Below are 26,699 nucleotides of genomic sequence, written 5' to 3' on the forward strand. Positions count from 1 at the left end.
CCTTAATGGGCGACGGCCGCGGCCGCGGCCTCGTCGATCATCACCCCATCGCGGAACCGTTCGATGGTGAAGGGCGCGTTGATCGGATGCGGCTCATTCTTGGCGATGGTCCAGGCGAACAGGTTCGCCGCCCCCGGCGTGGCCTTGAACCCGCCGGTGCCCCAGCCGCAATTGACGTACAGACCCGGAACCGGCGTCTTCGCCGTGATCGGCGAGCGGTCGGGGGTGTTGTCGGTGATCCCGCCCCACGAGCGCAACATGCGCAGGCGGCGGAACATCGGGAACAGTTCGCAGATCGCCTCCAGCGTGTGGGCGGGAATATGCAGCCCCCCGCGCTGGGTGTACGACACGTAGGAATCCGTGCCCGCGCCGATCACCATCTCGCCCTTGTCGGACTGGCTGATATAGGCGTGGATGGTGTTGGACATGACGATGGTGGGAAAGGCCGGTTTGACCGGTTCCGACACCAGGGCCTGCAACGGGTTGCTCTGCAACGGCAGACGGATGCCCGCCATGCCCATCACGACCGAACTGTGCCCCGCCGCCGACACCCCGACCTTGCCGGCGCGGATGGTGCCGCGCGTGGTCTCGACACCCCGGACCTCGCCGCCCGGGCCGCGCAGGATGCCGGTGACCTCGCAATTTTCGATGATGTCGACGCCCATGTCACTGGCCGCCCGGGCGAAACCCCATGCCACGGCGTCATGCCGGGCGGTGCCGGCCCGGCGCTGCAACGACGCACCCAGGACGGGATAACGGATATTCGGCGAAATATTCAGCGGCGGGCAGAATTCCTTCGCCTCCTCCGCCGACAGCCATTCGTTGTCGATTCCGTTCAGGCGGTTGGCGTGCACATGCCGCTTGAACACCTGCACGTCATGGACCGTATGCGCCACCATCAGGCAGCCGCGCTGGCTGAACATGACGTTGTAGTTCAGTTCCTGCGAGAGATTTTCCCATAATTTCAGGGAATGCTCGTAATAGGACGAACTTTCGTCGAACAGATAGTTCGACCGGATGATCGTCGTGTTCCGCGCGGTGTTGCCGCCGGCCAGCCAGCCACGTTCGATCACCGCGATGTTGCGCAGCCCGTGTTGCTTGGCGAGATAGTACGCGGTGCCCAGCCCATGGCCGCCCCCGCCGACGATTACGATGTCATAGGCGGGCTTCGGCGCCACGGACCGCCATTGCGGCGTCCAGCCGAGATGACCGCCCAGGGCCTGCCGTGCCAGCGAAAGCGCTGAAAATTTCTGCATGTTCATCCCGCGTGCTGCAAGACCAGTCAACGGGACAATGCGCCGGCCCCACCCTGTCCGCTCGCACGGATCGGACGCGCAGCTTGAATAAAAACGACATGCCATTTTTTTCTAAAAACGTCATGTCCGCGTCGCCTCAGGGCGCCGCGCCTTCCCCGTCTCGGTAATGGCACCGTCCGGGGTTCAGCGTTGGCGGTCCTGCCAGTGCGGATCCTCGTAATAGGGCGCGTTGGAGGCCGGCAGCAGCGGCCGGCCCATGATGTGGTCCGCCGCCTTTTCCCCCATCATCACCGTGGGACCGTTGAGGTTGCCGTTGGTGACGCGCGGCATGATCGAGGAATCGACCACGCGCAGCCCCTCCACCCCGATCACCCGCGTTTCGGGATCGACGACGGCCATCGGGTCGTCCACCCGGCCCATCTTGCAGGTACAGGACGGGTGCAGCGCGCTTTCGACCTTGTCGCGAATGAAGGCGTCGATCTGCGCGTCGGTCACGCAATCGGCGCCGGGCTGGATTTCCCGGCCGCGGAACGGATCGAACGCGGCCTGGGCGAAGATCTCCCGCGTCAGGCGGACGCAGGCCCGCATGTCCACCCAGTCTTCCTCATGGCTCATGTAGTTGAAGAAGATGCGGGGCTTGTCCTCGGGGTCGGCCGAGCGCAGGCGCACCCAGCCCCGGCTTTTCGAACGCATCGGCCCAACATGGGCCTGGTAGCCATGGCCGGACGCCAGCCCCTTGCCGTCATAGGTCACGGCCAGCGGCAGGAAATGGAACTGGATGTCGGGATATCGGATGCCGGCCCGGCTGCGGATGAAGGCGCAGCTTTCGAAATGGTTGGTCGCCCCCAGCCCGTCCTTGCGCAGCAGCCAGCGCAGACCGATCCGCGCCTTGGCCAGCGGGTTCATCGCCGAATAGAGGGTGATCGGCTGACTGCACGCCACCTGGAAATAGAATTCCAGATGATCCTGCAAATTTTCGCCCACGCCCGGGCGGTCGGCCAGCACCGCGATGCCATGGTCGCGCAGTTCGGCCGCCGGCCCGATGCCCGACAGTTTCAGAAGCTGCGGCGAATTGATCGATCCGCCGGATAGGATGATTTCGCGCCGGGCGCGGGCCACATGCTCCACCCCATGACGGCGATAGGCCACGCCCACGGCGCGACGGCCCTCGAAGAGGATGCGCGTCACCCGGGCATGCGTATGCAGTTCCAGGTTCCGGCGCTTCAAGGCAGGCCGCAGATAGGCGTTCGCGGTGCTCCATCGCCGACCGTTCTTCACGGTCATGCTCATCTTGTCGAAGCCTTCCTGCTGGAAGCCGTTATAATCCGACGTCATCGGATAGCCCGCCTGCTGCCCGGCCGTCAGCCAGGCGTGATGCAGGGGGTTTGCGACGGTGCCGTACTGGGTATGCAGCGGCCCGGTGCGCCCGCGATACAGATCCTCGCCCTCGGCGCAGGATTCGGCGCGGCGAAAATAGGGCAGCACGTGGCGATAGCCCCAGCCCGTCGCCCCTTCATCCTCCCAGTCCTGGAAATCGAGGGCGTTGCCCCGGACATAGACCATGCCGTTGATCGAGGACGACCCGCCCAGCCCCTTGCCGCGCGGCGTATGCATGCGCCGCCCGCCCAGATGGGGCTCGGGCTCGCTGTCATAGAACCAGTTGAAGCGCTTGCTGTGCATGGGCATCGCCAGGGCGCTGGGCATCTGGACGATGATCGATTTGTCGCTGCCGCCGAATTCCAGCAGCAGCACGCTGTCCGCACCGGATTCCGTCAAGCGGTTGGCCAGCACGCAGCCGGCCGAACCGGCACCGACGACGATATAATCGAATTCGTTCATGATACCATTCCGCGTGATGAATGACTCTTCGGCAGCATGCCCAGGGCCCTGCCCCGAAACCCGCCGAAGGCCGTCGCCTTTGGAACCGATCCGTTGACGACCGGGGTCCAGGGCCTCAGACCCTGGCGGGTTCGGGCAAAGCCCGACTTGTGCCGTCAGTACGGCGACTCGACATCGCCCAGCGCCACGTAGACGCTCTTGACCTGGGTATAGTGCTCCAGCGCGGCGCGGCTGTTCTCGCGCCCCAGGCCGGATTGCTTGTAGCCGCCGAACGGCATTTCGATCGGCGTGATGTTGTACTGGTTGATCCAGCAGGACCCGGCCTCCAGCCGCGCCACGACGCGGTGCGCGCGGGGCAGGTCGCGGGTGAACACCCCGGCGGCCAGGCCGAATTCGGTGGCGTTGGCGCGGGCCACGACCTCGTCCTCGGTCTCGAACCCCAGCACGGCCATGACGGGTCCGAAGATTTCCTCACGCACGATGCGCATGTCGTCGCGGCAATCGACAAAGACGGTCGGAGCCACGAACGCGCCTCGCGCCAGCGCACCGTCGGTCACGCGATGGCCGCCGACCAGCACCCGCGCGCCTTCCTGTCGTCCCAGTTCGATATAGGACAGCACCTTGTCCATGTGCGCCTGGCTGATCAGGGCGCCGACATGGGTATCGGGCGACAGGGGGTCGCCGATCGTCATCCGGCCCACCCGTTCGGCCAGGGCCGTCAGGAAGCGGTCGCGGATGCCCGCCTGCACGAACACGCGCGTGCCGTTGGAACAGATTTCCCCGCCCGAATAGAAATTGGCCAGCAGCGCCGCCGACACCGCGTTGTCCAGGTCGGCGTCGTCGAAGACGATCAGCGGTGATTTTCCGCCCAGTTCCAGCGTGACATATTTCAGGGTCCGTGCCGCATCGGCCATCACCGCGCGGCCGGTCCCGACCTCGCCGGTCAGGGAAATCTTGCGGATCTGCGGCGCCGCCGTCAGCAGCCGGCCGGTGTCGCGCGCGCCTTGCACCACGTTGAACACGCCGTCCGGCACCCCGGCCTCGCGGTAGATTTCGGCCAGTTTCACCGCCGTCAGCGGCGTCAGCTCGGCGGGCTTGAAGATCATCGCATTGCCGCAGGCCAGCGCCGGGGCGGATTTCCAGCATGCGATCTGGATCGGGTAGTTCCACGCCCCGATGCCGGCGGTGATGCCCAACGGCTCGCGGCGAGTATAGCCGAACGCGGCCTCGCCCAAGTCCACGGCCTCGCCATTGATGGCGACGGCCAGCGCGCCGAAATATTCCAGCGCATCGGCGCCCGACAGGATATCCACCGCCGCCGTCTCGGCGATCGGCTTGCCGGTATCCAGCGTTTCCAGCCGGGCGAGCATATCATTGTCCCGCCGCAGCAGGTCCGCCGCGCGACGCAGGATACGCCCGCGTTCGGTCCCCGTCATCCGCGCCCAGATCTTCTGCCCGCGCGCGGCGCTGTCGATCGCCAGCGCGATTTCGGCCGCGCCCGCGCTTTCGACCTCGGCCAGAACGTCGCCGGTCGCAGGGTTCACGGTTTCGAACCGTTCGCCGTCCGAGGACACGTACCGCCCGTCGATCCAGCTGCGGCAGGTCGCGCGGGCGCCGGACAGAATGGCCGGCGCAGCCGGGACCTGCTGCCGGAGCCGTTCGACCTGGCTGTCCAGGAAGGCGGTGACCTGACTGCGGGCGGCGGCGCTGTCGGCCTCCTGCCAGTCGGACAGGGCGGCGCGCAGCCAGGTCCCGTCGATCAGCGCCGCGATAGCCGAGGCCAGCGACCGGGCCTCGGGCTCCGGCACCAGGCACGCCAGATCGTAGCGCAGATTGGACAGCATGCGCCCCTGATAGACGCGCTGCACCCGGCGCAGGGTCGGATTGTGCGGCACCTGCCCCCAGAAAGCCAGCCAGACCGCCCCCACCCGGGGCTGGAACTGCCGCGCGCCGAGACAGCCGTCGATGACGGCCTGCAGGCGCGCGCGCGGGCCGCGGGCCTCGGCGAAGCGGCGCACGGTTTCCTGGCGCAGCGTCTCGGACAACTGGCGGAAGGCCGCCCCCATCAGGGATTCCTTGTCCCCGAAATAATGGACCAGCAGGCCGGGCGAGACTTCCGCCCGCTCGGCAATCCGGGCCAGCGTGGTGCCGACATAGCCGTAATCGGCCAGAACCTCGATGGTCGTGGCGGCGAAACGCCGACAGCGTTCGTCATCAGGACGGGGGGCGGGGGGAATGCTGGACGAAGACATGCCAGATATCCTGCACACTCTTGAACGATTGTTCAACGACAAATCCAGCCTTGTATGAAAGCGCAAAACCGGCCGGTTTTCTTGTCTTGTTCCGACAAAATCATGAATTTTAAAGGAAAAAACTACGGTTGGCAGGTCCGATTCCTTCGGTGTAGCGTTGCCGTCGAAACCCTGCCCGCCACGGCTCTTGCACGAACGTTCAATCGCCTTCCAGAATAATTTCCCGTTCCTCTGTCGAAAGGATATGCTGCCTGCGATGCGCCGCGCGATCCTCCTGCTGTCCGTCCTCGTGCTGTGCGCCGCCTGTCCGGTCGCCCGCGCCCAGGACCCCGCCGCCTGCCGGACCGTGCGCCTGGCCGATGTCGGGTGGACGGATGCCTCGGCGGTGACCGCGGTCGGCGCGACCCTGTTCGACGCATTGGGCTACCAGACGCGCACCCCGATGCTGGCTCTCACCGTCGCCTATCTGGCCATGAGTACCGGGCAGGTCGACGGGTTCCTGAGCAACTGGGAACCGTCGGGCGCCACCGCCATCGCCCCGTTCCTGAAGAAGGGCACCGTGCAGCAGATCGCGACCAACCTGTCGGGCGCGCACTATACCCTGGCGGTGCCCGAGGAGGTCTGGCAGGCCGGATTGCACGATTTCCGCGATATCGCAGGCTGGGGATCGAAGCTCGGCCACGTCATCTACGGGCTGGAAGCCGGCAATGACGGCAATGCGCTGGTCCTCGACATGATCCGCGACAACCGGTTCGGACTGGGCCGGTTCCGCCTGGTCGAAAGCAGCGAACAAGGCATGCTGAGCCAGGTCGCGCGGTCGATCGAAAGCCATCGGCCCATCGTCTTCCTGGCGTGGGAGCCGCATCCGATGAACATGCGTTTCCACCTGCGCTACCTGACCGGCGGGGATGCGATCTTCGGTCCCGACGCCGGGGCCACCGTGCATACCGTGATCCGGACCGGGTACGACACCGCCTGCCCCAACGCCACGCGCCTGCTGCGCCAGATCCGTTTTTCCATCGACGGGGAGAACGTGATGATGAAGGCCATCCAGGACGAACACACGCCTCCCCGGGACGAGGCCCGCCGCTGGCTGCGCGCCCATCCCGATGCGCTGACCCTCTGGCTGGACGGCGTGACCACCCTCGACGGCCGCCCCGGACTGCCGGCCGTCCTGTCCGCCCTCTCCGTCCCCCAGAGCGCGCAACGCCCCTAGGCGGCGCAACGCCCACAGATAGCGAAAAGACAGACATGGACGGTCTCGAACACTGGATTACGACCCACAAGATCCCCGTCGGCATGGTCATGGCGAAGGTCGTGGACCTGATCCGAACGCATTGCCTGGGCCTCTTCAACGCCATCAGCGATGTCGTGGGGTTCTGTGCCGACGGGCTGACCAATCTGTTGCTGGACGTGCCGTCACTGCTGCTGGTCGCGCTGTTCGCGGCCGGCGCCTACGGGTGGCGGCGTTCGATCGGCCTGGCGGCGCTGATCGCGCTGGGACTGCTGTTCATCATCAACCAGGGCTATTGGCAGGACACGATGGCGACCCTGTCGCTGATCCTGTTCTCCACCCTGGCGTGCATGCTGATCGGCGTGCCGGTGGGCATCGCCGCAGCACATCGCCCGTGGCTGGGCCGGACGCTGCATCCGGTGCTGGACCTGATGCAGACGCTGCCGACCTTCGTCTATCTGATCCCGACCCTGATCCTGTTCGGGCTGGGCACCGTGCCGGGCATGATCTCGACCATCGTCTTCGCCATCCCCGCCCCAATCCGCATGACGCAGATGGGCATCGCGTCGGTCCCGCGCGGTTTGATCGAGGCCGGCGAATCCTTCGGCGCCACGCCGTCGCAATTGCTGTGGAAGGTGGAACTGCCGGCCGCCCTGCCGATGATCCAGGCGGGGCTGACGCAATGCATCATGCTCAGCCTGTCGATGGTGGTGATCGCCGCCCTGGTCGGCGCGGGCGGGCTGGGGGTCCCGGTCGTGCGCGCCCTGAACACGGTGCAGGTCGATACGGGCTTCGAATCCGGCTTCGCCATCGTCCTGCTGGCCATCATGCTGGACCGGCTGTGCCGGCCGAAAGGCTCCTCGCGATGACAACGGCGCTTGCCTTCCACCATGTCGACATCCTGTTCCACCGCACCAATTCCGCCGGCCCGCTGGCCGAGGCCATGCGGCGCCTGGACCAGGGCGGCACGCGCGAGGAGATCGCCCGCGACCTGGGGGTAACGGTCGGCGTCGCCGACGCCAGCCTGGACATCGAACGCGGCGAGATCAGCGTGCTGATGGGCCTGTCGGGGTCGGGCAAATCCACGCTGCTGCGCGCCGCCAACGGCCTGAACAAGGTGGCGCGCGGCGAGGTGCGGATCGGCAATGGCCTGGCCCATGTCGACATCGCCAGTTGCGATGCCGAGACATTGCGCGACCTGCGCAAGACCCGCATCGCCATGGTATTCCAGCAATTCGGCCTGCTGCCCTGGCGCACGGTGCGCGACAATGTCGGCTTCGGCCTGGAACTGCGCGGCATGGCGCCCGCCATCCGGCGCGAGGTGGTGGACGAGAAGCTGGAACTGGTCGGCCTGACGCGCTGGGCGGACTCGTACGTCAGCGAATTGTCCGGCGGCATGCAGCAGCGCGTCGGCCTGGCGCGCGCCTTCGCCACCGATGCCGACATCCTGCTGATGGACGAACCGTTCTCGGCCCTCGATCCGCTGATCCGCCGCAAGCTGCAGGACGAATTGCTGGACCTGCAACGGCGGTTGAAGAAAACCATCCTGTTCGTCAGCCACGATATCGACGAGGCCCTGAAGATCGGAAACCAGATCACGATCATGCGCGAAGGCCGGATCGTGCAGACCGGCCGCCCCGACGACATCGTCATCCGCCCCGTCAATGATTATGTCAGCGCCTTCGTGCGGCACATGAACCCGCTGCCGGTGCTGAACGCCGGCACCGTCATGCGGCGGCTGGACCAGGCGGCCCGCCTGGACGACGGGCGCGTGGCGCTGGACCCCGCCGGGACCTACGGCCTGGACCCCGCGACGCAGCAGGTGACCCGCCGCGACGGCGTGCCGGTTCCGGTCGAACGCATGCCGGCCGACGACCCGGCCACCGCGCCCATCCAGCCCGGCACGATCTATCGCGCGCCGGTCGCGTGCTCGCTGCAGACGATCGCCATCCTGCGCCAGCGCAGCGGTCTGCCGGTGCTGATCGACGACGGGGACACGCTGGCAGGACTGTGCGACGACACCGACATGATCGGCGCGATGATCGGCATTCCCCGCGCCGCCTTGCCCTGACCGGAACAGGTCAGGTCAGGTCAGGTCAGGCGAAGAACAGCTCGATCGGGCTTTCACCCCCCTTGATTCCGGGCGGCGCGAAGCCGCCGACCTACTTTCCAGGACTCACCGGCCAGAGGCTTTTTTCTCCCCGGACCAACCGTCCGTCAACGTCTTGAGAAAGGCGACGATGGCATGTCGCTCGTCTTCATCGAGCGCGGGCACATCGCCGGGATGACGGTCCAGGGGGGCGTCCGTCGTATCGAGATTCGCACGATATTCATCCGGCAGATCGTCATAGACATGGATTTTGCCCTGGGCATCCTTCGGATAGAATCGAGCGGGGTCGGTATCACGCAAGGCATAGAAGTCGACCACCTTGTCAAGGTCGTGAAACACCCCGTTATGGAAGAACACGCGCCGCGTGGCGACATTTCGCAGCGTCGGCGTCGTGAACATGCCGCAATAGGGGGCGAAAGCCTTTTCCCCGCCGGGCTGCTGCGTGCAAACGCCAAGATCATGAAAAGACGGATCATGATTCTGAATCAGCGCGGGATTGCGCGGCGCGCCGAGCGCCTCGTACTGATGATCCGTAAAGAGAGGAGGAAGCCGATCCGGCCCCATGGTATCGAGATGACAGGCCGCGCAATTCCCTTTTTGCGGGTCATTGAACAACTGGTATCCCTTGCGCTCCAGCGGCGAGAAGCGCACCTTTCCCTCCAGCCAGGCATCGAACTTGCTTGAGTAGGGATGGAAGGCGCTTTCCTCGACCTGGTAGCGCGCGAGCGCGAACAACGCCTCGGACAGCAGGAACCGGGACGATTGCTGCCCGGGGATGCCCGCGATACCCGCCAGCGCCGGGCCGTAAGGCGCGTGTCTCAGCCGGTCGATGACTTTCCCGGGCGTCGATGCCATTTCAACGGGGTCGTAGAGCGGACCGCTGGCCTGCTGCTGCAAGGTGTCGGCTCGACCGTCCCAGAAAAGGCCGCCTTGCGGCACCATGCGCGGCGCACCGACGCCTCCCGCGCTCTTGGCCGGAAGAGGCCCGGCGGCGGCCACGACAGGCTGCGGCGCGGTCTCGGCGGCAGGATCGTCGGGTCCGATGCTGAAAGGAGGCTGTCGTTCGAGATAGGTCAGCGTCGGAATGGCGCGATGCCCCTGACGGTCGAGCCCCGGACCGCCCAGGAAGACCGGCACATCGCCCCTGGGGCCGAAATGAGACGCCGGGTCATGGCATGACGCGCAGGAGACCTTACCGGAAGCGGAAAGCGCCCGGTCGTAAAACATCGCCCGTCCGATAAGCGCCATTTCCGAAAGGGGTGCCACGGGCGGACGACGGAGCGCCGATGGACAGGGATTGCGGCCGTCAGCCGTCGGATCGCAAGACGCACCTGTCTGCGCGTAAGCCGAAACCGCGGACCCAAGGAGTACCGCGAACACCCCGAACCGGATAGAGTTGAAAGCCAGGCGAAAGCTGCGCACGTCAAAACTCATATTTTTTACATGTTGGGGCGGGCTGCGATGTGCAACCCGCCCCCGAGGCCAGTTTAACGCTTCTGTCTCAGTTCGCCATGCCGTCATAGCGAACGTTGCCGGTCGCCGTATCGAGCAGCAGTTCCTCCGTCCGCGGGGCGGTCGTGAAGTCGAAGAGACTGTCGAGCTTGCCGGCCGTCGCGTCGAACGAACCGCCGCCGATACGCTTTCCGTGGAGCCAGTTATCCTCGATGAAGCGGACAACGGAGCTCTGGGTGACCAGGTTATGCGAAATGTGGTTCGTCTTGGCCCAGGGCGAGATGACGATGAGGGGGATGCGCGTGCCGGGACCGCAGCGACCGTTGACGGGCTGCCCGTTCACGCCCTGGGGAACGTTCCCCGTTTCACCGCAGACGCCCGCCCCGTTGACCTGATCGGCCGTGCCGGCGAAGGACCCATGGGTCGGGGTCGCATACAAATGATCGTACCATCCATCGGAGTCGTCATAGGTGATGACGATAGCGGTATCTTTCCATTCGGGAGTCTTCTGGAGGAAATTGACCAGCCTGACGATGCCTGCCTGTTCGTCAAGCGGATCGGAATATCCCGCGTGGCCGTCCTGATATGCGGGCATCTTGATGAACGACACGGCGGGGAAATTATCCCGTTTCACCGCCTTGTAGAAATCATCGATGTCATATTCATGATTGGCGGGGTCGGCCTTGTTCTTTCCCGGAATAGTCGTGTATCCGACCGACGCGATCGAGTCCGGGCGCGCGTGCATCGGGTTCGAGGTGGATTTGTAGTACTGGAACCAGTTGTGGTGCGGGATGTAATCCACGACGTTCTGCGCCACGACCGTCGAATAGCTGTATCGCGTGCACCCGTTGGATCCGTTGTCGTTGGACGTCCTCAGGTCGAATCCCCCCATGAAGCCGCCCCACGTGATGCCGCTCGCATTGAGCAGATCGCCGATATTCTGTCCGGACATCAGAACCTGGTCCGTCTTGGACGAGCAGGCGTCGTAAGCCGGATCGATGTCGTTGATCATCGTGTATCCGCCCTGCCCGTCTTCCACGAAAGCCGACGGCGTGCTCTGGGTCGACGGCTGCTTCGTGGTGGCGACGATCACCATGCCGTTCGTCTGGCCGGAAACGACGTTCAGGGCGCCGGGCGTCGAAGGACCATAGACGTCGGTGTACGCATTGTCATTCATCGCGAAGCGCTGGGCGTAACGCCAGAGAGCCGTGACGGTGTTGCCGTCGTAATAGCCCATGACCTGCCCGCTCGTACCGAAGGCCCCCACGCCGCCAGGGGTGCCCTTGCCGGTATAAAGCGGGAAAAGATCCGCCTTGCCGTTATCGTAGGCCATCTGTTCGGCGGTGTAGGCGTGATTCTGGTCAGCCGAACTGGCCTGCGTGCGGTCGAGGCGGAAAGGAAGGGCCGCACCCGTTCCGTTCTGCGCGCCGGTATTCGGGTTCTGGCTCAACAGATGCGAGGTACGCAGGGTGTAGACGGCCGTGGGCGTGCCCACCTTTGCCGTGAAGGCCGGCTCACCTTTCGGGTTCGTCGCCCGCGGATAGGTGCCGAAATAATGATCGAACGACACGTTTTCCTGATAGATCACCACCAGATGCTTGATCGGCGTCCGTGTCGTGAAGTCACTCGCCGAAACCGCCGTCGCGGCCGCGGTGCCCGTTCCATCGGCCGACGCGCGAGAGACGGGCGTCAGCATGGTGACGGAGAGCAAGGCGCAGAGCGCAAGATTGGATTTTTTTCCGACCATTGTTTTCCTCGATTTTTCTCGCCCGCAACGTATTTTCACATCTCAAATACAAGTAAATTTTCATTATCTACGTGAATTTGACATGCCAATACTTCCGGACATCCACACGCAACGCCCAGCATTGCATTCGGCACAAATTGAAAATAGTGTAACGACCGCTGTTCAATACATCCTGGCCACCAAGACCAGTGTGATAGTTTGGTGAAGAACTTGTGACAGCGCCCTGCCATGACAAACCAGGATGACGATGCCGTTCGTCATGCAAGGAGCAGGCATAGCGGCACGGAAAACGTGCGTCGGATCACCACAATCCCGCATTTCAAAAGAGGGCGCTCAGGACGGCGGGGCCGTCCCTTGATAGTCGGGATGAAGTCTGAGCGCCTTTCCATCACGGGTGATCACCACCGTGTCTTTCTCCACCACGATGAGTTTCCACCCCAGGATCTCCCCTCCGACCGGCACGGGCTTTCCGGCCTCGTCTTCGGCCTGGGACTGGAACAATGCGGCCTGCTCGCCTCTTCCCTGGACGATCCCGGTCAATACCGGTACGCTCTCCTGTTCCTGCGGTTCGCCGGCAGGGCGGCGATCCGCGGCAAAGAGCGGCCGATCCAGGATGACGGCGACCGGGTCGCTCCCAGTCGGCGGGGGCGTCGCGAAGGCCCGATCGACAGGTATCGTCAAGGCCATCAGAAATGGCACGGCCAGGGCCCGTGCCAGCACGCCCCGACCGGTTTCGGCCTGATCCAAACGCATGCGGCTAGTCACGCTCCGACGATCCTGTCACGGGATGCACCAGGATCTCGGCCATCCTTTCCCCATCTTGTCGCGCCAGCGCCAGCCCGACGAGGTCAGGTACCCCATCCCCCTGCCAGTTCCTGGTCCATCCTTTTCCAGACTGCCAATATCTCATATTCAGACTCGCGATCGACGACATCAGGACATCCTCGTGAACGGGAAGGGAAGATCCGCACTCGACGTCGGGCCGGATCTGCCAACGCATGACAAGACGATGAAACCGGTCGATCCCCAGCCCCACGTGGATCCGGTGCATCTGACGGTCCGCAAGCCGGGTCAGGGTCGAAAACGAGACACGATCCTCCGTTCCGGCGAATTCGCCCCCCGGAACTCCATCCCCGTCCTGCGCGGCCTCGAGCAGGCGGCGCAGATCGGCCGCCGTCTCCATCGAGGCGGCGCGCCGGTCGGCATCGCGTTCCTGCCTCGCCCATCCCTTGAAACCAAGGACCAGCCCGCCTGAGAGCAGGAGAGAGAGCATCGCAAGCAACAGCGTGACAACCAGCATTTCAAGAAGGGTAAATCCACCCTCCCGCACCGCCCTCATGGCACAGCCGGCGCGAAGCGCCGCCCCGCCAGATGGGCCAGGACGACCGGACCGCGCAGAACCGTCACGTCCATCGCATAGAAACCGACATGCCGACCTTCGCTGGGCGGCAGCGTCCCGATCAGGCGCATCTCGATACGCCATCGGAATGCATCGGCCGCCTGGCCTTCCCATTGTCCGGTCGGCAGGCGCGGCACCGTCAACGCCATTTCAAGCCGCGACCGTGCCTGTTCGAGGGCTTCCTCCCGCTGCCCGGCGCGCACGGATCCGTCGATCGTGCCGCCCAGGACAAGCATCAGGACGGCCAGCGCCGCGCCCGCGATCGCCAGTGCGACGATCGTTTCGAGCAACGTGAATCCACGCTCGCTACGCATCAACCAGAATCCTGCCGGTCAGGGGATCGAGGCGCAGCGACGTGCCGTAGCCCTCGACCGACAGCCGCCAGGCTCCCTGGCGTGCCGTTCCATCGGAAAAGAAAACGAATGCGCCGTCGGCCGACGTCAGGATGCCGGCCCCGCGCGCCAGCGCCACGCGGCGGACGACGCGGTGTCGCGCGATCTCCACCAAGGCACCCGAAACCGGCTCGAACTTGACGGAAACCGACGCTCCGTCCAGTTGGGCATCGAGCCGGGCCATGCGCAAAAGCGCAAGGACGCGCGCGCGCTGGACATTGAAATCCGCCCTGGCGCTGTGCAGCGGCCCCCGCTCGACGACGAGGCCGAGCAGCAGCCCCGCGACGACCAGCACGACAATCGTCTCGAGCAGCGTGAAGCCCGCGATTCCCGGCGGGATCCGGCCCGCCCCCTCGGAGGCTGTGGGAAAATGCGGGCTGGCGAGCGAGAGCGGCCCCTTGGACCACCCCCGGCGTGTGGTTTCGAGCACCGAAGCGGAGCGGCCTTGCGGGCCAGGAGCGTCGGAGCATGGAAAAGACGCGGCGGATCGCGGCCGAATCGCGTTGTCCAACAGCCTCTCAATGCGCAAGGTCGTTCAACCCGAGCATGGCAAGCAGGAGCGCCGACACGATGCCGGCAACGATCGCACCCATGACGATCGTAATGACCGGCACCAGCAGCGCAACGAGGCGCTGCAGGCGAGTCCGCGCGGCCTCTTCGTGAATCTCGGCGGCACGAAGGCAGAGATCGGCAAGCTGTCCCGTCTCTTCCCCCAGTTCCATCAGGTGGGTGGCGCGCACGGGAAACACGTCCGACACCGCGAGGGACCGCGCCAGCCCCCTGCCCTCGCGGGTCTGCAGGCCAGCCTGTTCCAGGGCGGCCCTGCCGGCCATGTTGCCGATCACGCCCTCGACGATACGAAGCGCCGCCAGGAGGGACACGCCGTTCTGCAGCAGCGTGCCGAGCGTCCTGGTCAATCGTGCGGCCATGATGTCGCGTGCCAGAGCGCCAAGAATCGGCAGGCGCAGCACCTGCCGGTCGAACGGACGGCGCAGTTCCGGACGCCGCAGGAGGCCGCGGACCAGGAACGCGCCCAGACCAAGGACCGCCAGCAGCGCCATGCCCCAATGCTGCAGAAAGTCACCCATCGCGATCACGATACGCGTCGCCAGCGGAAGCTGGGCCCCCGCCTCCTCGAAAAGCGGCACGAATTGCGGCAGAACCTGTGTCAGCAGCAACACGATGGAAGCGATCGACGCAAGCACGAGAATGATCGGATAGATCAGCGCCGACTGGATCGAGGCCGAGAGACTGCGTTCGCGCTCCATAAACGTCGCGATGCGATCCAGCGTCCCGGCCAATGCTCCGCCGGCCTCCCCCGCGCGGACGAGCCCCACGTAGAGGGGAGAGAAACTCTCGGGCCGGGTGTCGAGCGCCGCGGCGAACGCGCCTCCACCACGCATTCCCTCCCGCAGGCCCACCAGCAGCGCGCGCGCCTTCGGACGGGGGACCGTCTCCACCAGGAAGCGCAAGGCGCGGTCGAGGTCCTGCCCCGCTGCCAGCATCAGCGCCAGTTCGCGCGTGATGTCGGTCACTTCGCGGCGGCTTAGCCCGCCCTGCCGTCGGGAAAGGGTGATCGCGGGCCACCCCGCCGCCAGACCCCATCCCGGACGTGCCACGCGCACCGGATGCAGCCCTGCCCGCCGGAGTCCGGCGACAATCCCCGCCTCGTCCTCGCCCAGCATCACGCCGTGGCGAAGCTGCCCGTCATCGGCGAGGGCCGTATAACGCCACCGCCGGCTCATCCCCCTTCGGCGCGCACGATGCGCACCACCTCCTCGACGGTCGTCTCGCCGGCGCATGCCGCGGCCAATCCCGCCTGGTAGAGCGTGACCATGCCTTCCGCCACCGCCTGGCGCTCGATCGCGGCGTGATCGGCACGCGCCAGAATGAGGCGCATCACAGCCGGCGAAGGGGAGAGGAATTCGACGATCGCAAGGCGGCCGCGATAGCCTGTATGGCGGCATTCCGGACAGCCTGATGCCCGGTACAGCGTGGCGCCGGCCGCCTGGTCCAGCCCCAGCGCCACCGCCTGCTCAGGTTCCAGGGGCGCCGGGACGCGGCACGAGGGGCAGAGCCGGCGCACGAGCCTCTGGGCGAGCACGCCGCGCAGAACGGCCGTCTGGAGATAGTCTTCCAGACCCATGTCGCGCAGGCGGGTGACAGCGGCGGCGGCCGAGTTCGTATGCAATGTCGAGAGCACGAGATGGCCTGTCAGCGCGGCCTGCGCCGCGATCTGGGCGGTCTCGAGATCGCGTATCTCGCCCACCATGATCACATCCGGATCCTGCCGGAGGATCGCGCGCAGCAGGGAGGCGAACGTCAGCCCGATCTGCGGTCGGATCTGGACCTGGTTGATCCCGGCGATCTGGTATTCGACCGGATCCTCGATCGTCATCACCTTGCGCGCGCCGATGTCCAGGCTGGCCAGGCCGGTATAGAGCGTCGTGGTCTTGCCGCTGCCGGTCGGTCCCGTGACAAGGACGATGCCGTTGGGCTGCTCCAGCGCGGCGCGGAAGAGGCGCGTAACCTCCGACGACAGCCCAAGCCGGGCGAAGTCGAAACGCACCGATCCCCGGTCGAGCACACGCAGGACGACCGTCTCGCCATACAGCGCCGGCACGGTCGAGACGCGGAAATCGACCTCATGCCCGCGGACCGCCAGCTTGATGCGACCGTCCTGCGGCAGCCGGCGCTCGGCAATGTCCAGCCGCGCCATGATCTTGACGCGTGACACCAGCGCCGCCGTCAGCGATGCCGGCTGGCTGTCCACTTCGTGCAGCACCCCGTCATAGCGATAGCGCACGCACAACCGGTCTTCCTGCGGTTCGAAATGGATATCGGATGCCCGCGTCTCGACCGCGCGGAAGATGATCTGGTTCACAAGGCGGATGACCGGCGCCTCGCTTGCAAGATCCTTGAGGCGATCGGCATCCTCCTCCAGCGGTTCGTCGCGGTTCGCCGCCGTTTCGCCTTCGTCCCCGACGTCCGTGGCATCGGGATAGAGGCGCTCCATCGCCGCCTCGAGATCGCCGGGCAGCGCGGCCAGCGGGCGAACCGTGAGGCCCGTCACGAGGCCGATCGCGTCGACGACAAAACCATCCAGCGGATCTGCCATGGCGACCGGCAGCGTATTGCCGTCCGGCGGCAGCGGCAAGGCGCGAACCGACCGCAGGAACCCTGCCGCCAGGCGCTCGGCCAGCACGGGCGCGCGGCAGGATGTCAGGATGTCGGATGAAAGCGCCGGGAATCCCGTCAGATCGGCGTACGCCCCCGTCATGAGGGTTTCGCTGACGAGGCCGAGTTGCAGGAGCACGGACGGAAGCGCCTGCCCGCTTTCTCGCGCAACCTTGCGCGCACGCTCGATCATCATCGCATCGCAGGCACCACGGGCTTCGAGCGCGCTGACGAGCCTCTCCGCGCTCAGCGCCTGCTGGGACGAGGTCGCCATGCCGTGGATCATTCTCATGCGGCCTGCCCCGGGCGGGCGGCCCGCTTGCACCGCCGAGGGGAATTCGGCAGTAAATCCCCCTCTGCCGTCTGGATCGAGATCTCACGCATGGGTTGGCTCGTCATCGCACTCGCGCCCTTCGTCGGCAGCCTGCTCGGCGTCCTGATCCGGCGAATACCTGACGGAAAGCCGATCTTTCTCGACCGCTCGCGGTGCGAGTCCTGCGACAGGCAATTGGCCCCTCATGAATTGGTGCCGCTCCTCAGCTACGTTGTTCAGCATGGTCGTTGCCGTTCCTGCCACGCGCGCATCGACCCCTTCCATCCGACCGTCGAACTCGCGGCGACCGCCGTCGCCCTCGTCGCATGGCTCGTGCGCGGGGACGCCGATCCGCGGCTCTGGGGGGACGTGGCGCTGGGCTGGACTCTTCTCGCCCTGGCATGGATCGACCTGCGGTGCTGGCGGCTGCCGGACGTGCTGACGCTGCCCCTTCTGCTTGCAGGCCTCGGCGAGGCCGTCCTGGCCGGCGATCCGTTCGCACTCGAAAGTCGCGCCGTCGCCGTCATTGCCGGATGGAGCGTGCTGACCGCCATCGCGCTGGGTTATCGGCGCATGCGGGGGCGCGACGGGCTCGGCGGTGGCGACGCCAAGCTCTTCGCGGCCGGAGGCGCCTGGACGGGAACCGACGCCCTTCCGCACATCCTGCTTGTCTCGGCGATCTGTGGTCTCACCCTTGCTCTCGTCACACTATCTCGCGGCCGCCCCATGGGCATGGGCACGGCCATGCCGTTCGGACCATGCCTGGCCGTCGCCATCTGGGGGATGCGCCTGGCATCGTTTTAGGCTCCGTCGTGCGTTTTCTGCCAGATGAAGACGCGCATTGTCATAAAACGATCATAAAACGCCGCTCGTCATGCCGTACGAACGAGTGATAAGGGCATGGGCAGTGAATATGGCGCCGACGATACCATGACGATGCGGCCTGCGTGTGTCGCGCCGTCGGCGAATGACTATGACCCGTGACCTTCGATTTCTTTCCATTTTCTGTTCCTGGTGGACAAGGCAGATGCTGGCCCTCGCCGAACCCGCCGCAAGGGCTGTACGGGACCGTTGCGCACCGCTGGTGCGCCGCCTTCCCTTCTCATGGCGCCAGCAGTTGCGGCGCATGGAAATTCCCTGGCTGGTGCTCGATCCCGACGGACATGGCCTGACGTTCGTCCCGCGCGATGCGATGGAACCCGAACTGCATGTCCCGGCGACGCGTGAGGGCCTCGATATCCTGGCGCGCCAGATCGCCCCGGACCGGCGGGGGCGCCGCCGTACGATTCCCGTGCGACTTGCCCTGCCGGGTCTGCCGATCCTCGAACGCGACATCAGGATTCCCGAAATCGTGCGCCGGGACGGGGCGAGTCTCATCGGGTACGAGATCGAGCGCCTGACCCCGTTCCGGCGCGACGAAATTTTCTGGAACGTCGAGCCGTCGCCTGACATGCCTTCCCCTGGAATGTGCACGCTGCGCCTGCGGTGCACGCCGTCGGCGCCGCTTGCACCATGGCTCGACCTGTTGCGAAACGCCGGCCTGCGGCCGTCGAGCATCAGGCGCGACCTCGACGCCTCCGCGCCGGCCGTACATTTCGAACCGACGTCGGCCCTGCGCTTCCGCCGGCGCGCGGCGGCCTTCCTGCTCGGTCTCGCCGCACTCGGCATCCTGCCCCTGGCCATGCAGGCCATTGCCGCGCATCGCCTTGCCGCGCGGCTCGACATCCTGCAGCCGGAACGTGCCGTCGCGGAAGGACTGCGCGACCGCATCGACGCGCTGACAAAGGGCGCGGCCATGCTGGATCGCGAAGCCAGGCGCAACGGATCTCCGATCGACGTCCTTGCCGCGCTGACCGGGGCGTTGCCCGACGACACGCATCTCGACGCACTCTCGATGAAATCGGGCCGCCTGACGATCGAGGGGCAGTCACGTGACGCGACGCGCCTGATCGGCCTCATCGAGCGCACGGGCATCATCCGGGAGCCAGGCTTCGCGGGGCCGGTGATCCGCATGCCCAACGACGGTACCGAGAGCTTTTCGATCAACACCCGCGTCGGAGAAGACGCGCGGTGAACGAACAGGCCATTCATGACATCAGCGCGCGCGCCGGACGCGACGCCGCATTTCTGCCCGAGGGCGCGCGCGGCAAGGCATTGGCCATCGCGGTCACGATGGCGGGCCTGGCGCTGCTGACCAGCCTGGTTGCGCCCTTCGTGAAGCTCTATCGCGACGATGCGGCTACGATCGCGGACCAGAGGGCCATGGTCGCGCATGTCGAGGCGCTGGCGGCGCGCATTCCCACCCTTCGCGAGCAGTACGCTCAGGCCCTTGCGATCCACCGCCAGGGAGAAACGACCCTCTCCGGCCGGAACGACGCGGAGGCCGGCGCCGAACTGGCCCAGAAGCTCCATGCCCTAGCCTCCACCCATCGCATCGTCATCGCAAGCGACGAAACCTTGCCGCCCGCGCGCGACGGACATTTCCGCCGCATCGGCCTGCGCGTGGCGCTGGTGGGGCGATGGGACGATTTCGTCCGCTTCCTCGACGATTTCGACCATACCACACCGCATATTCTCGTGGACGAACTGGAAATCCGGCCGGGCCACGATGCAACGCTGTCCGACCCTGCGGAACGCTCCGGCGGCACGGCCGCGCCCACCCCTCTTGTCATAAGCAGTACGCTGACGCTGGTCGGTTTTCGCCCCGCTCCCCTTTCACCGGACCGTCCTGGACACGATAGCAGCACACCCTCATGATCCGACTTGATTTTCCCCGCTCCCTAGTTCCGGCCACCGCACTGGCCACGCTCCTCCTGTCCGGCTGCTCGCCTTCCATGCCCTCCGTGCCGCCGCCCCTGCCGGGACCACGTACCATCACAGGGGCGACACCGCGCATCGACGGCCCCGTGGGCGGCAGCGCCCCCTCCGCCGCCGCTTACGCGCAAATGGGCCGCCTGACGCGCACGGACTCCCATGCGGGCACCGGTGGCGGCGGCGATGTCACACTCAATTTCGCGGGCACCGACATCCGGCAGGCGACAGAGGAGATCCTCGGCAGGGTCCTTGGCGTCAATTACACCGTCGATTCCGCCGTCAAAGGCACCGTCACGCTCCACACGGTCCAGCCACTGCGCCGTGATCAGCTGATTCCAACCCTTCGCGTCCTTCTTGCCGGTGCCAATGCCAGCCTTGTCATGCAGGACGGGCTCTATCGCGTGGTCGCCAACACTGCGCCCGGTCCGGGCAGCGGCGGGGCCGGCAGCGAGACCGCCATACCACTGCGCTACGCGAATGCGGAAAACATAGCAAAAGTCATAGCCCCCGTCGTGCAGAACGGCGGCCATGTCGCTGCGGATCCGGCGAGCAATACTCTCATCATTTCCGGCGACGCCGCCACGCGCGCGACACTGGTCGAACTCGTCCGCAGTTTCGACGTCGACTCGCTCGCAGGACAATCCTATCTGCTGCTTCCGGTGACGAACGGCACCACCACGGAAATGACCGAAGCCCTGCAATCGGCGCTGGGCCTCCGCCATTCCAGCAGCGGGACGACGTTCGGCGGCGCGACCGCGAACCCGGCCCCCGAGGGGAGCAGCCACGACCCCGTCCGCATTTTCGCCATGCCGGGGATCGATTCGATCCTGGTCGTCGCGCAACAGCCCCGCCTGATCGAGGACGCACGCCGCGCCTTTTCCGTCATCGAGGCAGGCCGCCGCCGCACCTTCCGCAGCTGGAACATCTACTATCTTCAGAACGACAGGGCCAACGACGTCGCCTACATCCTCCAGCAGGCCTTCACGCCCGACCACGTCACGGCGACACCTACCCGGACGTCCCAGCCCTCGGGCGGCATGACCTCCGGCAACCGCTCCGGCACGTTCGGCAACATGTCCAACAGTTCCGGGCTGGGATCGAGCCTGTCGGGCAGCGCACTGTCGGGGGGCGGCATGTCGACGGCATCCGGCGCGGACGGAACGTCCCAGACGCAGTCCAGCAGCGAGCAAGGCCAGGGCGGCAGCCAGCAGAGTGACGGAATCACCAATAACCCGCTCCTGGCCGGGCTGGGCAATTTCGGTCAATCCGCGTCGAAGGAGCCGCAGATCCGCATTATTCCGGACATGCAGAACAATTCGGTCCTGGTCTACGGCACGCAGGTCGAGGCGGATACCGTCTCGGCCATGCTGCACCGGATCGACATCATGCCGCTTCAGGTGCGCGTCGATGCGACCATCGCGGAGGTCACGCTCAACGACAATCTGAAGTACGGAACGCAGTTCTTCTTCAAATCCGGCGGGATCAACGGCATCCTGAGCAATGCGTCACAGAGCCTGGGTTCCGCCAACCTGGTCTCGTCTCAGCTTTCCAGCAGCTTTCCGGGATTCGTTATCGGGGGCAGCAGCCAGGGTGGCGCGCCCTTCGTCATCGACGCGCTACAGGCCGTCACCACGGTCCGCGTCCTGTCGTCGCCCGAGGTCATGGTGGTGGACAACCAGCCGGCCTCGCTCATGGTCGGCGATCTCGTCCCCTATCTGACCGGCGCGACGACGAGCGTGCTGACGGCGGATTCCACCATCACCAACTCCATCAATTACCAGCCAACCGGCGTCATCCTTCAGGTTACGCCGCATGTCAGCAATACCGGCCTCGTGACACTCGATATTTCGCAACAGGTCAGTTCCGTGTCCACCATGACCACCACGACCAGTTCGTCCGGAAGCATCAACAGCCCGACCTTCTCCGAACGGCAGGTGACGTCGCGCGTGGCCATCGAAGATGGACAGACCGTCGGACTGGCCGGCCTGATCACCGACAACACATCCCGCTCCAACCAGGGCATTCCCTGGCTCAAGGACATTCCCGTCATCGGCCTGCTCGGGGCGCAACAGACGAACCAGCGCACGCGCACCGAACTCCTCGTGCTCATCACGCCGCACGTCATCCACGATCAGATGCAGGCGCGCGCCATGACCGACGATTTGCGCCGCAACCTCGCGCAGGCGGCGGGCCTGGCGCCGGAACTTGCGGCGACGCCCGCCACCGGCTCTTCCGATCCGCAGCACCGCGTCCTGCGCGCCGTCGGACTCCATGACTGACACCGCGCGACGCCGGGAACGCGGCTTCGCGCTCCTGATCGTGCTGTGGACGCTGGTGTTGCTCAGCCTTGTCGTGACGGCTGTCATCGCGCTCGGCCGGAATACGACGCAGGGGGAAATGTCCCGGACAAGGCTGGCCTGGGCGCGCGCCCAGGCGGACTCGGCCATCCAGACCGCGATGTTTCACCTGCTGGGCGCTGGCCGGGATCGCTGGGTTCCGGACGGCCGCTGGCACACGCTCTCGGAACCGGACCTGACAGCGCGCGTGCGGGCCGTCATCGAAAGCGGCGCCCTCAACCCCAACACCGCTCCCCCCGCATTGCTGGAAAGCGTGCTGCTCACGCTGGGGGTGGCCGCGCCGGACGCCACGTCGCTCGCACGTTGGATCGTCAACTGGCGCCAGCCGCTCTCGGCCGGTGAACTTGCCAGGGCGAGGCTGACAGCCGGCGAGAATGGCGGGTGCATGGCGCCTGGACGCCCTTTTCATTCCATCGACGATCTCGCTGTCGTACCTGGCATGACATCCGCCCTTCTCGCGCGGCTCGCCCCGCATCTCTCCTTCACGCAAACACGGGCGTTGGGGCCCGACACCACCGATCCGATCCTGCGCGCCGCAGTGGCGCGGTCGCGCGTCGGGACGGACGCCGGCAAGCCGGACCTCGCTCCAAATGGGACCGCCGCGGCGGCCGACATCGATGACGAAACCGGCGAGAGCGCCACCCTTGTCATCGACGCCGAGGCGCCAACGACATCGGGCCACACGCTGCGCCGCCGTGCCGTCATCCTGACGGCGCCGGACCATATGCCGCCCTTTCGGGTGATCACGCTGCGTAGCGAGGATTCGGAAGCACCCTCATGACGTCGAAGAGTGTCTCAGGGGTTGCAGATCGCGCCAGGTTGCCCGGACACGGCCGAACCATATCCCAGCGGTCCTGCCGAGCAGAGATCGTAGTCATGCCCCTCCCGCGAAGAGGGCTGTTCGTAAGCATAGGCGTGGTTCCAGGGATCCTTGGGGGCATCGTTCCCCTTGAGATAGGGACCGTTCCAGTTATCCACGCCCGGCGGACGATGGAGGAGCGCATCGAGCCCTTCTTCGGACGTCGGATAAGTGCCGACATCCAGCTTGTACATGTCGAGCACCGTCCCCAGGCGCGCGATCGACTGATGGGCAACCGAAACGCGCGCACCGCCAAGCTGGCGCAGGGCCGCAGGGGCAACAAGCCCGACCAGAAGACCAAGTATCGCCAATACGACCAGGATTTCCAGTAACGTGAAGCCCGCATCGCGTACGTGCCTGTCATGTATATCGGGCGCCGAAGCATCATCCGAAGGAGCATGTGTCATGTTTCGCCTCAACTCGCATCTCCATGGCAGCGACATGCGCGCCCGTATGGTAACTGCCCTGTGCCGGCCGTCCCTGATCATGATGGCGAAGGAATAAGCCGATGCCGATTCCCTTGCTTGCCTGCATGATCGCCAGTGCCGTCCGCTATGACCTGCCACCACGCGTTTTGCCTGTCATCCAAAAGATTGAAGGCGGCGCGGCCGGTACGGTCCGTCGGGACACCGACGGCAGCGCCGACCTGGGCCTGATGCAGATCAACACCCGTTGGGTTCAACCGTTGGCGGCCATCGTACATATGCCGGCGGCGCAGACGGCCGCCCGCCTCGTTTCGGACTCGTGCTTCAACATAGCGGCGGCGGCACTGATCCTGCGCAGCTATGTCACCGAGGAACGAGGAGACGTCATGCACGCGATCGGAGATTACCACTCCCACACGCCGTCCCTCAACGCGACCTATCAACAAAAGGCGCTTGCAGCGGCCCACGCGATGTTTCCAGGACCAGACTGACGTCAGGCACGCCTGACGAACGCTCCACTGAGGCCATGGTCCTTGTTATTGCGGAGCGGCGGGATCTGCCGGATTGCGGATCCTGGCAACTCGACAGGAAACGCGGCCATCCGCGCCGGGCGCTGCGAACGCGACGGCTGTCCTCGGCGCGCCATGGGATGCACAAGCAGGTCCGGGACGCACCGCCAATCGGGGAGCGCCCCGGACAGACGATCAGAATTCGGCGCTGACGGTGCCGAAATACTGACGTGGGGGACCCGCCAGGGCCGACTGGAAATCGCCCGACAGGGGAAAGCCGTTTTCACCGATCTGCGAGATGTAGCTGGTGTTGAACAGGTTGTAGACATTGAAATCGACGGTCAGGTTCCGCAGCATCCCGTAGTTGCCGAAGCGGTACCGCGCACCCAGGCTGGTCATCCAGTACCCGGCCACCGACATGTCGTTGACATAGCTGAAATAGCGTCTGGAGCTGTAGTTCGCATCGAAATGCGCCTCCGCCCCATGGAAGCGATAGGTCAGGTTGGCCTTGTACATGAACTGCGGATAATCGATGACCTTCTTGCCCTTCAGGGCATAGGTCGTGCCCTGGCTGACGATGTCGTTTCCGTACGTCGAGTGATTGTAGCTGACGCTGTTTGTAATCGACAGGTTGCGGACAGGATTGACGGTCAGGGCGGCGTCGACGCCATACATGCTGACGCTGCCGACATTCACCACGGTCGAGACCGGCTGAATGATCGTGCCGGCCGTCAGCGATTGCAGCCGGTTCGAGAAATCGGCGTGATAGAGATTGAGCGAGCCCACGATCAGCGGCGTCGTGTAGCGATAGCCCACGTCATAGACCCAGTCGCTTTCCGGCTTGATCGTCTTCTTCAACTGGTCGAACGTCGCCTGGTTCGACACGCCCCAGGCCGAGCCCAGCTGGTACCCGCCATAGCTGTAGGCCCTCATGTTCTTGGCGATGTCGAAATAGAGTTCATGGTTCGGCAGGAAATGCCATTCGGCGTTGAAATGCGGCAGGAACCCGTTGGCAGTCGTCAGGCTGCCGTTTGGCAGGTCGGTCTGCCCGTTATAGGCGGCATCGTTCGCCGTCGCGCCACCCGCCGTCGTCACCAGCAGGGATTTGAATCCGGCCCGCAGGGTCAGGTTCGGCAGGACGCGATAGGAATCCTGCAGATGGAACTGGAACGTGTTGGTGCTGTAGCCCATGCCCCAATTGTGCTGGAACGGCGTCCCGAAATTGCCCAGCACGCCGCTGACCGGCACGCCCTGGCCCAGAAGCGGTTCGGCATACTGGAATTCATTGATGTCATAGCGATTGTTCTCGTACCACACGCCGCCTTCGATCGTGTGATGCCCGAGGCTGTAGCGCAGCGCCGAGGTCAGGCCGAAACGCTGGTTGCCGGCGAAGATCACCTGTTCGGACAGGGGCGCGCCGTTGGGCGACGGGGTATAGGGGCTGGTCCAGGTACCCCAATGGTTTTCCGCCTGACCATAGACGACGGAATTCCATTCCAACCGGTTGGTCAGGGTCAAATGCAGGTTCAGGCCGCCGAGATAATCCGAGGCATGCGTCACCCCGTCATAATACGAGACATCCAGCGCGTCGGAATAATTGGCGATTTCACCGCTGAACTGGCCCTCGGCCGCCAGATAGGCGCGGGTATAGTCGGGATAGTAATAGTCGTTGCGGTGTCCCAGCGTGCGCAGCATGTCCAGAGACTGGTCGGCGTAGTTGAACTGCGTCGCATCGTTCCAGTTGAAGAATGCGGTGATCCGGCTTTCCGGCGCCAGGGGCTGAACGATCTTGGCGTTGACCTGCTGATCGAACTGGCTGCCCGCTCCCTTCCATTTCTGCCCGTCCGACCGCGCATACGACACGGTGAATTTGGTGCCCGACCGGTTCAGCTTGCCGCTGTCGAAGCGCACATAGGTCCGGAATGCCTTGTTGCTGCCGAACATCTGCGCGACCTTCCCCCCCATCCGGTCGGCCGGGTCGGCGGAATAGATCTGGATCGCCCCGCCCAGATTGGTGGTGGCGGGCACATCGACTGCGCCACCGCCCTGCGAGATGTCCATATGGTCGATATTGTCCGACAGGATCGCGAAATTGATACTCTGTCCGTTATAGGTATAGTAATCCTGCGCCCCCAGCGGCACACCGTCCAGCGTCACACCCAGTTGCTGCTGCATGAAGCCGCGCATGTACAGGCTGGACCCCCACGTATCGACGCCCAGCGGATCGTTGGCGACGAAATTGATGCCCGGCAGGCGCGACAGCATCTTCATGGGGCTGGTACCCTGGACGAACTGGTCCATGACGCTGCGCGACATGGCCTGGACCGCACCGTGGGACACCGCATGCGAGCCCGTCACCGCAATCGCCTCGTCGGACGACGCATGATAGGGCGCCGCCGGGCGAGACAGCCTTGCCGGACGGGCAGAGGCATGGGCGGGATGCCGCCCGCCATGGGTCGGCGGGACAGCCGCCTGCCCCCAGGCCGCGGCCGGCAGGACGGACAGGGCCGAGCCGGCCATCAATACTGTCAGAAGACAGGGGCGTATCATCACCGACGCGATCC

Annotated in this window: 22 protein-coding genes; 9 read left to right on the forward strand and 13 right to left on the reverse strand. The window is 65.4% G+C overall.

The features are described from left to right. Positions 1–2 precede the first annotated feature (2 nt). The 3 genes from HLH28_RS07560 to betB all read right to left on the reverse strand — a co-directional run bounded on the left by HLH28_RS07560 (position 3) and on the right by betB (position 5,347). Positions 3–1,256 carry a sarcosine oxidase subunit beta family protein gene (locus HLH28_RS07560; protein WP_182957002.1) on the reverse strand — a complete coding sequence of 418 codons (1,254 nt, stop codon included), beginning with the start codon at positions 1,254–1,256 and terminating at the stop codon, positions 3–5. Positions 1,257–1,439: 183 nt separating this feature from the next. Further along, positions 1,440–3,095, reverse strand: coding sequence for a choline dehydrogenase (gene betA, locus HLH28_RS07565; protein WP_220789987.1), 1,656 nt, complete (start codon positions 3,093–3,095; stop codon positions 1,440–1,442). 155 nt (positions 3,096–3,250) lie between these two features. Continuing rightward, positions 3,251–5,347, reverse strand: a complete 2,097-nt coding sequence (gene betB, locus HLH28_RS07570; RefSeq protein ID WP_182957004.1) for a betaine-aldehyde dehydrogenase — start codon at positions 5,345–5,347, stop codon at positions 3,251–3,253. Positions 5,348–5,603: 256 nt separating this feature from the next. Here betB and choX point away from each other — a divergent pair, with 256 nt between their 5' ends. The 3 genes from choX to choV are packed head-to-tail and all read left to right on the forward strand — an operon-like array spanning position 5,604 to position 8,652. Further along, positions 5,604–6,563, forward strand: a complete 960-nt coding sequence (choX, locus tag HLH28_RS07575) for a choline ABC transporter substrate-binding protein (RefSeq protein WP_182957006.1) — start codon at positions 5,604–5,606, stop codon at positions 6,561–6,563. A gap of 35 nt (positions 6,564–6,598) precedes the next feature. Then, positions 6,599–7,450 (forward strand): choline ABC transporter permease subunit, encoded by an 852-nt coding sequence (gene choW / locus HLH28_RS07580; protein WP_182957008.1) that lies wholly within the window; start codon positions 6,599–6,601, stop codon positions 7,448–7,450. Further along, complete coding sequence (gene choV, locus HLH28_RS07585) at positions 7,447–8,652, forward strand: choline ABC transporter ATP-binding protein (RefSeq protein ID WP_182957011.1); 1,206 nt, start codon at positions 7,447–7,449, stop codon at positions 8,650–8,652. The genes choW and choV overlap by 4 nt, the downstream gene beginning before the upstream one ends. 105 nt (positions 8,653–8,757) lie before the next feature. Here choV and HLH28_RS07590 read toward each other — a convergent pair whose 3' ends face one another. The 8 genes from HLH28_RS07590 to HLH28_RS07625 form a co-directional block, all read right to left on the reverse strand. Continuing rightward, positions 8,758–10,125 (reverse strand): cytochrome-c peroxidase, encoded by a 1,368-nt coding sequence (locus HLH28_RS07590; protein ID WP_338029681.1) that lies wholly within the window; start codon positions 10,123–10,125, stop codon positions 8,758–8,760. Between the two features lie 67 nt (positions 10,126–10,192). Beyond that, a complete protein-coding gene (locus HLH28_RS07595) occupies positions 10,193–11,890 on the reverse strand; it encodes a phospholipase C (protein ID WP_220789988.1) in 1,698 nt (565 codons plus the stop codon). Between the two features lie 333 nt (positions 11,891–12,223). Further along, positions 12,224–12,643, reverse strand: coding sequence for a hypothetical protein (locus tag HLH28_RS07600; protein ID WP_182957014.1), 420 nt, complete (start codon positions 12,641–12,643; stop codon positions 12,224–12,226). 4 nt (positions 12,644–12,647) lie between these two features. Beyond that, positions 12,648–13,229, reverse strand: coding sequence for a prepilin-type N-terminal cleavage/methylation domain-containing protein (locus tag HLH28_RS07605; RefSeq protein WP_182957017.1), 582 nt, complete (start codon positions 13,227–13,229; stop codon positions 12,648–12,650). Then, the gene (locus HLH28_RS07610) at positions 13,226–13,603 is read right to left on the reverse strand and encodes a prepilin-type N-terminal cleavage/methylation domain-containing protein (RefSeq protein WP_182957020.1); all 378 of its coding nucleotides are present in this window, start codon (positions 13,601–13,603) and stop codon (positions 13,226–13,228) included. The genes HLH28_RS07605 and HLH28_RS07610 overlap by 4 nt, the downstream gene beginning before the upstream one ends. Then, positions 13,596–14,111, reverse strand: coding sequence for a prepilin-type N-terminal cleavage/methylation domain-containing protein (locus HLH28_RS07615; RefSeq protein ID WP_182957023.1), 516 nt, complete (start codon positions 14,109–14,111; stop codon positions 13,596–13,598). The genes HLH28_RS07610 and HLH28_RS07615 overlap by 8 nt, the downstream gene beginning before the upstream one ends. 88 nt (positions 14,112–14,199) lie before the next feature. Beyond that, positions 14,200–15,426, reverse strand: coding sequence for a type II secretion system F family protein (locus HLH28_RS07620; protein ID WP_182957025.1), 1,227 nt, complete (start codon positions 15,424–15,426; stop codon positions 14,200–14,202). Continuing rightward, positions 15,423–17,150, reverse strand: a complete 1,728-nt coding sequence (locus HLH28_RS07625) for a GspE/PulE family protein (RefSeq protein ID WP_246395794.1) — start codon at positions 17,148–17,150, stop codon at positions 15,423–15,425. The genes HLH28_RS07620 and HLH28_RS07625 overlap by 4 nt, the downstream gene beginning before the upstream one ends. 90 nt (positions 17,151–17,240) lie before the next feature. Between HLH28_RS07625 and HLH28_RS07630 the strand changes: the two genes are divergently transcribed. From HLH28_RS07630 to HLH28_RS07650, 5 genes are all read left to right on the forward strand, one after another. Continuing rightward, positions 17,241–17,975 carry a prepilin peptidase gene (locus tag HLH28_RS07630; protein WP_182957028.1) on the forward strand — a complete coding sequence of 245 codons (735 nt, stop codon included), beginning with the start codon at positions 17,241–17,243 and terminating at the stop codon, positions 17,973–17,975. A gap of 223 nt (positions 17,976–18,198) precedes the next feature. Beyond that, on the forward strand, positions 18,199–19,245 hold the full coding sequence (locus tag HLH28_RS07635) for a PilN domain-containing protein (RefSeq protein ID WP_182957030.1): 1,047 nt from the start codon (positions 18,199–18,201) through the stop codon (positions 19,243–19,245). Beyond that, positions 19,242–19,928, forward strand: coding sequence for a type II secretion system protein GspM (gene gspM / locus HLH28_RS07640; protein WP_182957032.1), 687 nt, complete (start codon positions 19,242–19,244; stop codon positions 19,926–19,928). The genes HLH28_RS07635 and gspM overlap by 4 nt, the downstream gene beginning before the upstream one ends. Further along, a complete protein-coding gene (gene gspD, locus HLH28_RS07645) occupies positions 19,925–22,264 on the forward strand; it encodes a type II secretion system secretin GspD (protein ID WP_182957034.1) in 2,340 nt (779 codons plus the stop codon). Before gspM ends, gspD begins: the two co-directional genes overlap by 4 nt. Then, on the forward strand, positions 22,257–23,123 hold the full coding sequence (locus HLH28_RS07650) for a type II secretion system protein GspK (protein ID WP_182957037.1): 867 nt from the start codon (positions 22,257–22,259) through the stop codon (positions 23,121–23,123). Before gspD ends, HLH28_RS07650 begins: the two co-directional genes overlap by 8 nt. Positions 23,124–23,137: 14 nt before the next feature. Here the strand turns inward: HLH28_RS07650 and gspG are convergent, their stop codons facing one another. Then, a complete protein-coding gene (gene gspG / locus HLH28_RS07655; protein ID WP_182957040.1) occupies positions 23,138–23,608 on the reverse strand; it encodes a type II secretion system major pseudopilin GspG in 471 nt (156 codons plus the stop codon). Between the two features lie 101 nt (positions 23,609–23,709). Between gspG and HLH28_RS07660 the strand changes: the two genes are divergently transcribed. Then, on the forward strand, positions 23,710–24,117 hold the full coding sequence (locus HLH28_RS07660; RefSeq protein WP_182957044.1) for a lytic transglycosylase domain-containing protein: 408 nt from the start codon (positions 23,710–23,712) through the stop codon (positions 24,115–24,117). Positions 24,118–24,330: 213 nt separating this feature from the next. On the opposite strand, the gene HLH28_RS07665 is transcribed toward HLH28_RS07660, so the two are convergent. Beyond that, positions 24,331–26,685: a TonB-dependent receptor domain-containing protein gene (locus HLH28_RS07665; protein WP_246395838.1), complete on the reverse strand. Its 2,355-nt coding sequence runs from the start codon at positions 26,683–26,685 to the stop codon at positions 24,331–24,333. Positions 26,686–26,699: the final 14 nt, after the last annotated feature.

Source organism: Gluconacetobacter tumulisoli (assembly GCF_014174155.1).
Classification (GTDB): domain Bacteria; phylum Pseudomonadota; class Alphaproteobacteria; order Acetobacterales; family Acetobacteraceae; genus Gluconacetobacter; species Gluconacetobacter tumulisoli.

What these genes read in the sequence shown, in the direction of transcription:
- betA (WP_220789987.1), bottom strand. Translation starts at nt 3,095, where the DNA reads ATGAACGAATTCGATTATATCGTCGTCGGTGCCGGTTCGGCCGGCTGC.
- HLH28_RS07630 (WP_182957028.1), top strand. Translation starts at nt 17,241, where the DNA reads ATGGGTTGGCTCGTCATCGCACTCGCGCCCTTCGTCGGCAGCCTGCTC.
- choW (WP_182957008.1), top strand. Translation starts at nt 6,599, where the DNA reads ATGGACGGTCTCGAACACTGGATTACGACCCACAAGATCCCCGTCGGC.
- HLH28_RS07600 (WP_182957014.1), bottom strand. Translation starts at nt 12,643, where the DNA reads ATGCGTTTGGATCAGGCCGAAACCGGTCGGGGCGTGCTGGCACGGGCC.
- choV (WP_182957011.1), top strand. Translation starts at nt 7,447, where the DNA reads ATGACAACGGCGCTTGCCTTCCACCATGTCGACATCCTGTTCCACCGC.
- gspG (WP_182957040.1), bottom strand. Translation starts at nt 23,608, where the DNA reads ATGACACATGCTCCTTCGGATGATGCTTCGGCGCCCGATATACATGAC.
- HLH28_RS07650 (WP_182957037.1), top strand. Translation starts at nt 22,257, where the DNA reads ATGACTGACACCGCGCGACGCCGGGAACGCGGCTTCGCGCTCCTGATC.
- HLH28_RS07665 (WP_246395838.1), bottom strand. Translation starts at nt 26,685, where the DNA reads ATGATACGCCCCTGTCTTCTGACAGTATTGATGGCCGGCTCGGCCCTG.
- HLH28_RS07620 (WP_182957025.1), bottom strand. Translation starts at nt 15,426, where the DNA reads ATGAGCCGGCGGTGGCGTTATACGGCCCTCGCCGATGACGGGCAGCTT.
- HLH28_RS07595 (WP_220789988.1), bottom strand. Translation starts at nt 11,890, where the DNA reads ATGGTCGGAAAAAAATCCAATCTTGCGCTCTGCGCCTTGCTCTCCGTC.
- choX (WP_182957006.1), top strand. Translation starts at nt 5,604, where the DNA reads ATGCGCCGCGCGATCCTCCTGCTGTCCGTCCTCGTGCTGTGCGCCGCC.
- HLH28_RS07625 (WP_246395794.1), bottom strand. Translation starts at nt 17,150, where the DNA reads ATGAGAATGATCCACGGCATGGCGACCTCGTCCCAGCAGGCGCTGAGC.
- gspD (WP_182957034.1), top strand. Translation starts at nt 19,925, where the DNA reads ATGATCCGACTTGATTTTCCCCGCTCCCTAGTTCCGGCCACCGCACTG.
- HLH28_RS07660 (WP_182957044.1), top strand. Translation starts at nt 23,710, where the DNA reads ATGCCGATTCCCTTGCTTGCCTGCATGATCGCCAGTGCCGTCCGCTAT.
- HLH28_RS07590 (WP_338029681.1), bottom strand. Translation starts at nt 10,125, where the DNA reads ATGAGTTTTGACGTGCGCAGCTTTCGCCTGGCTTTCAACTCTATCCGG.
- HLH28_RS07560 (WP_182957002.1), bottom strand. Translation starts at nt 1,256, where the DNA reads ATGCAGAAATTTTCAGCGCTTTCGCTGGCACGGCAGGCCCTGGGCGGT.
- HLH28_RS07610 (WP_182957020.1), bottom strand. Translation starts at nt 13,603, where the DNA reads ATGCGTAGCGAGCGTGGATTCACGTTGCTCGAAACGATCGTCGCACTG.
- HLH28_RS07635 (WP_182957030.1), top strand. Translation starts at nt 18,199, where the DNA reads ATGCTGGCCCTCGCCGAACCCGCCGCAAGGGCTGTACGGGACCGTTGC.
- betB (WP_182957004.1), bottom strand. Translation starts at nt 5,347, where the DNA reads ATGTCTTCGTCCAGCATTCCCCCCGCCCCCCGTCCTGATGACGAACGC.
- HLH28_RS07605 (WP_182957017.1), bottom strand. Translation starts at nt 13,229, where the DNA reads ATGAGGGCGGTGCGGGAGGGTGGATTTACCCTTCTTGAAATGCTGGTT.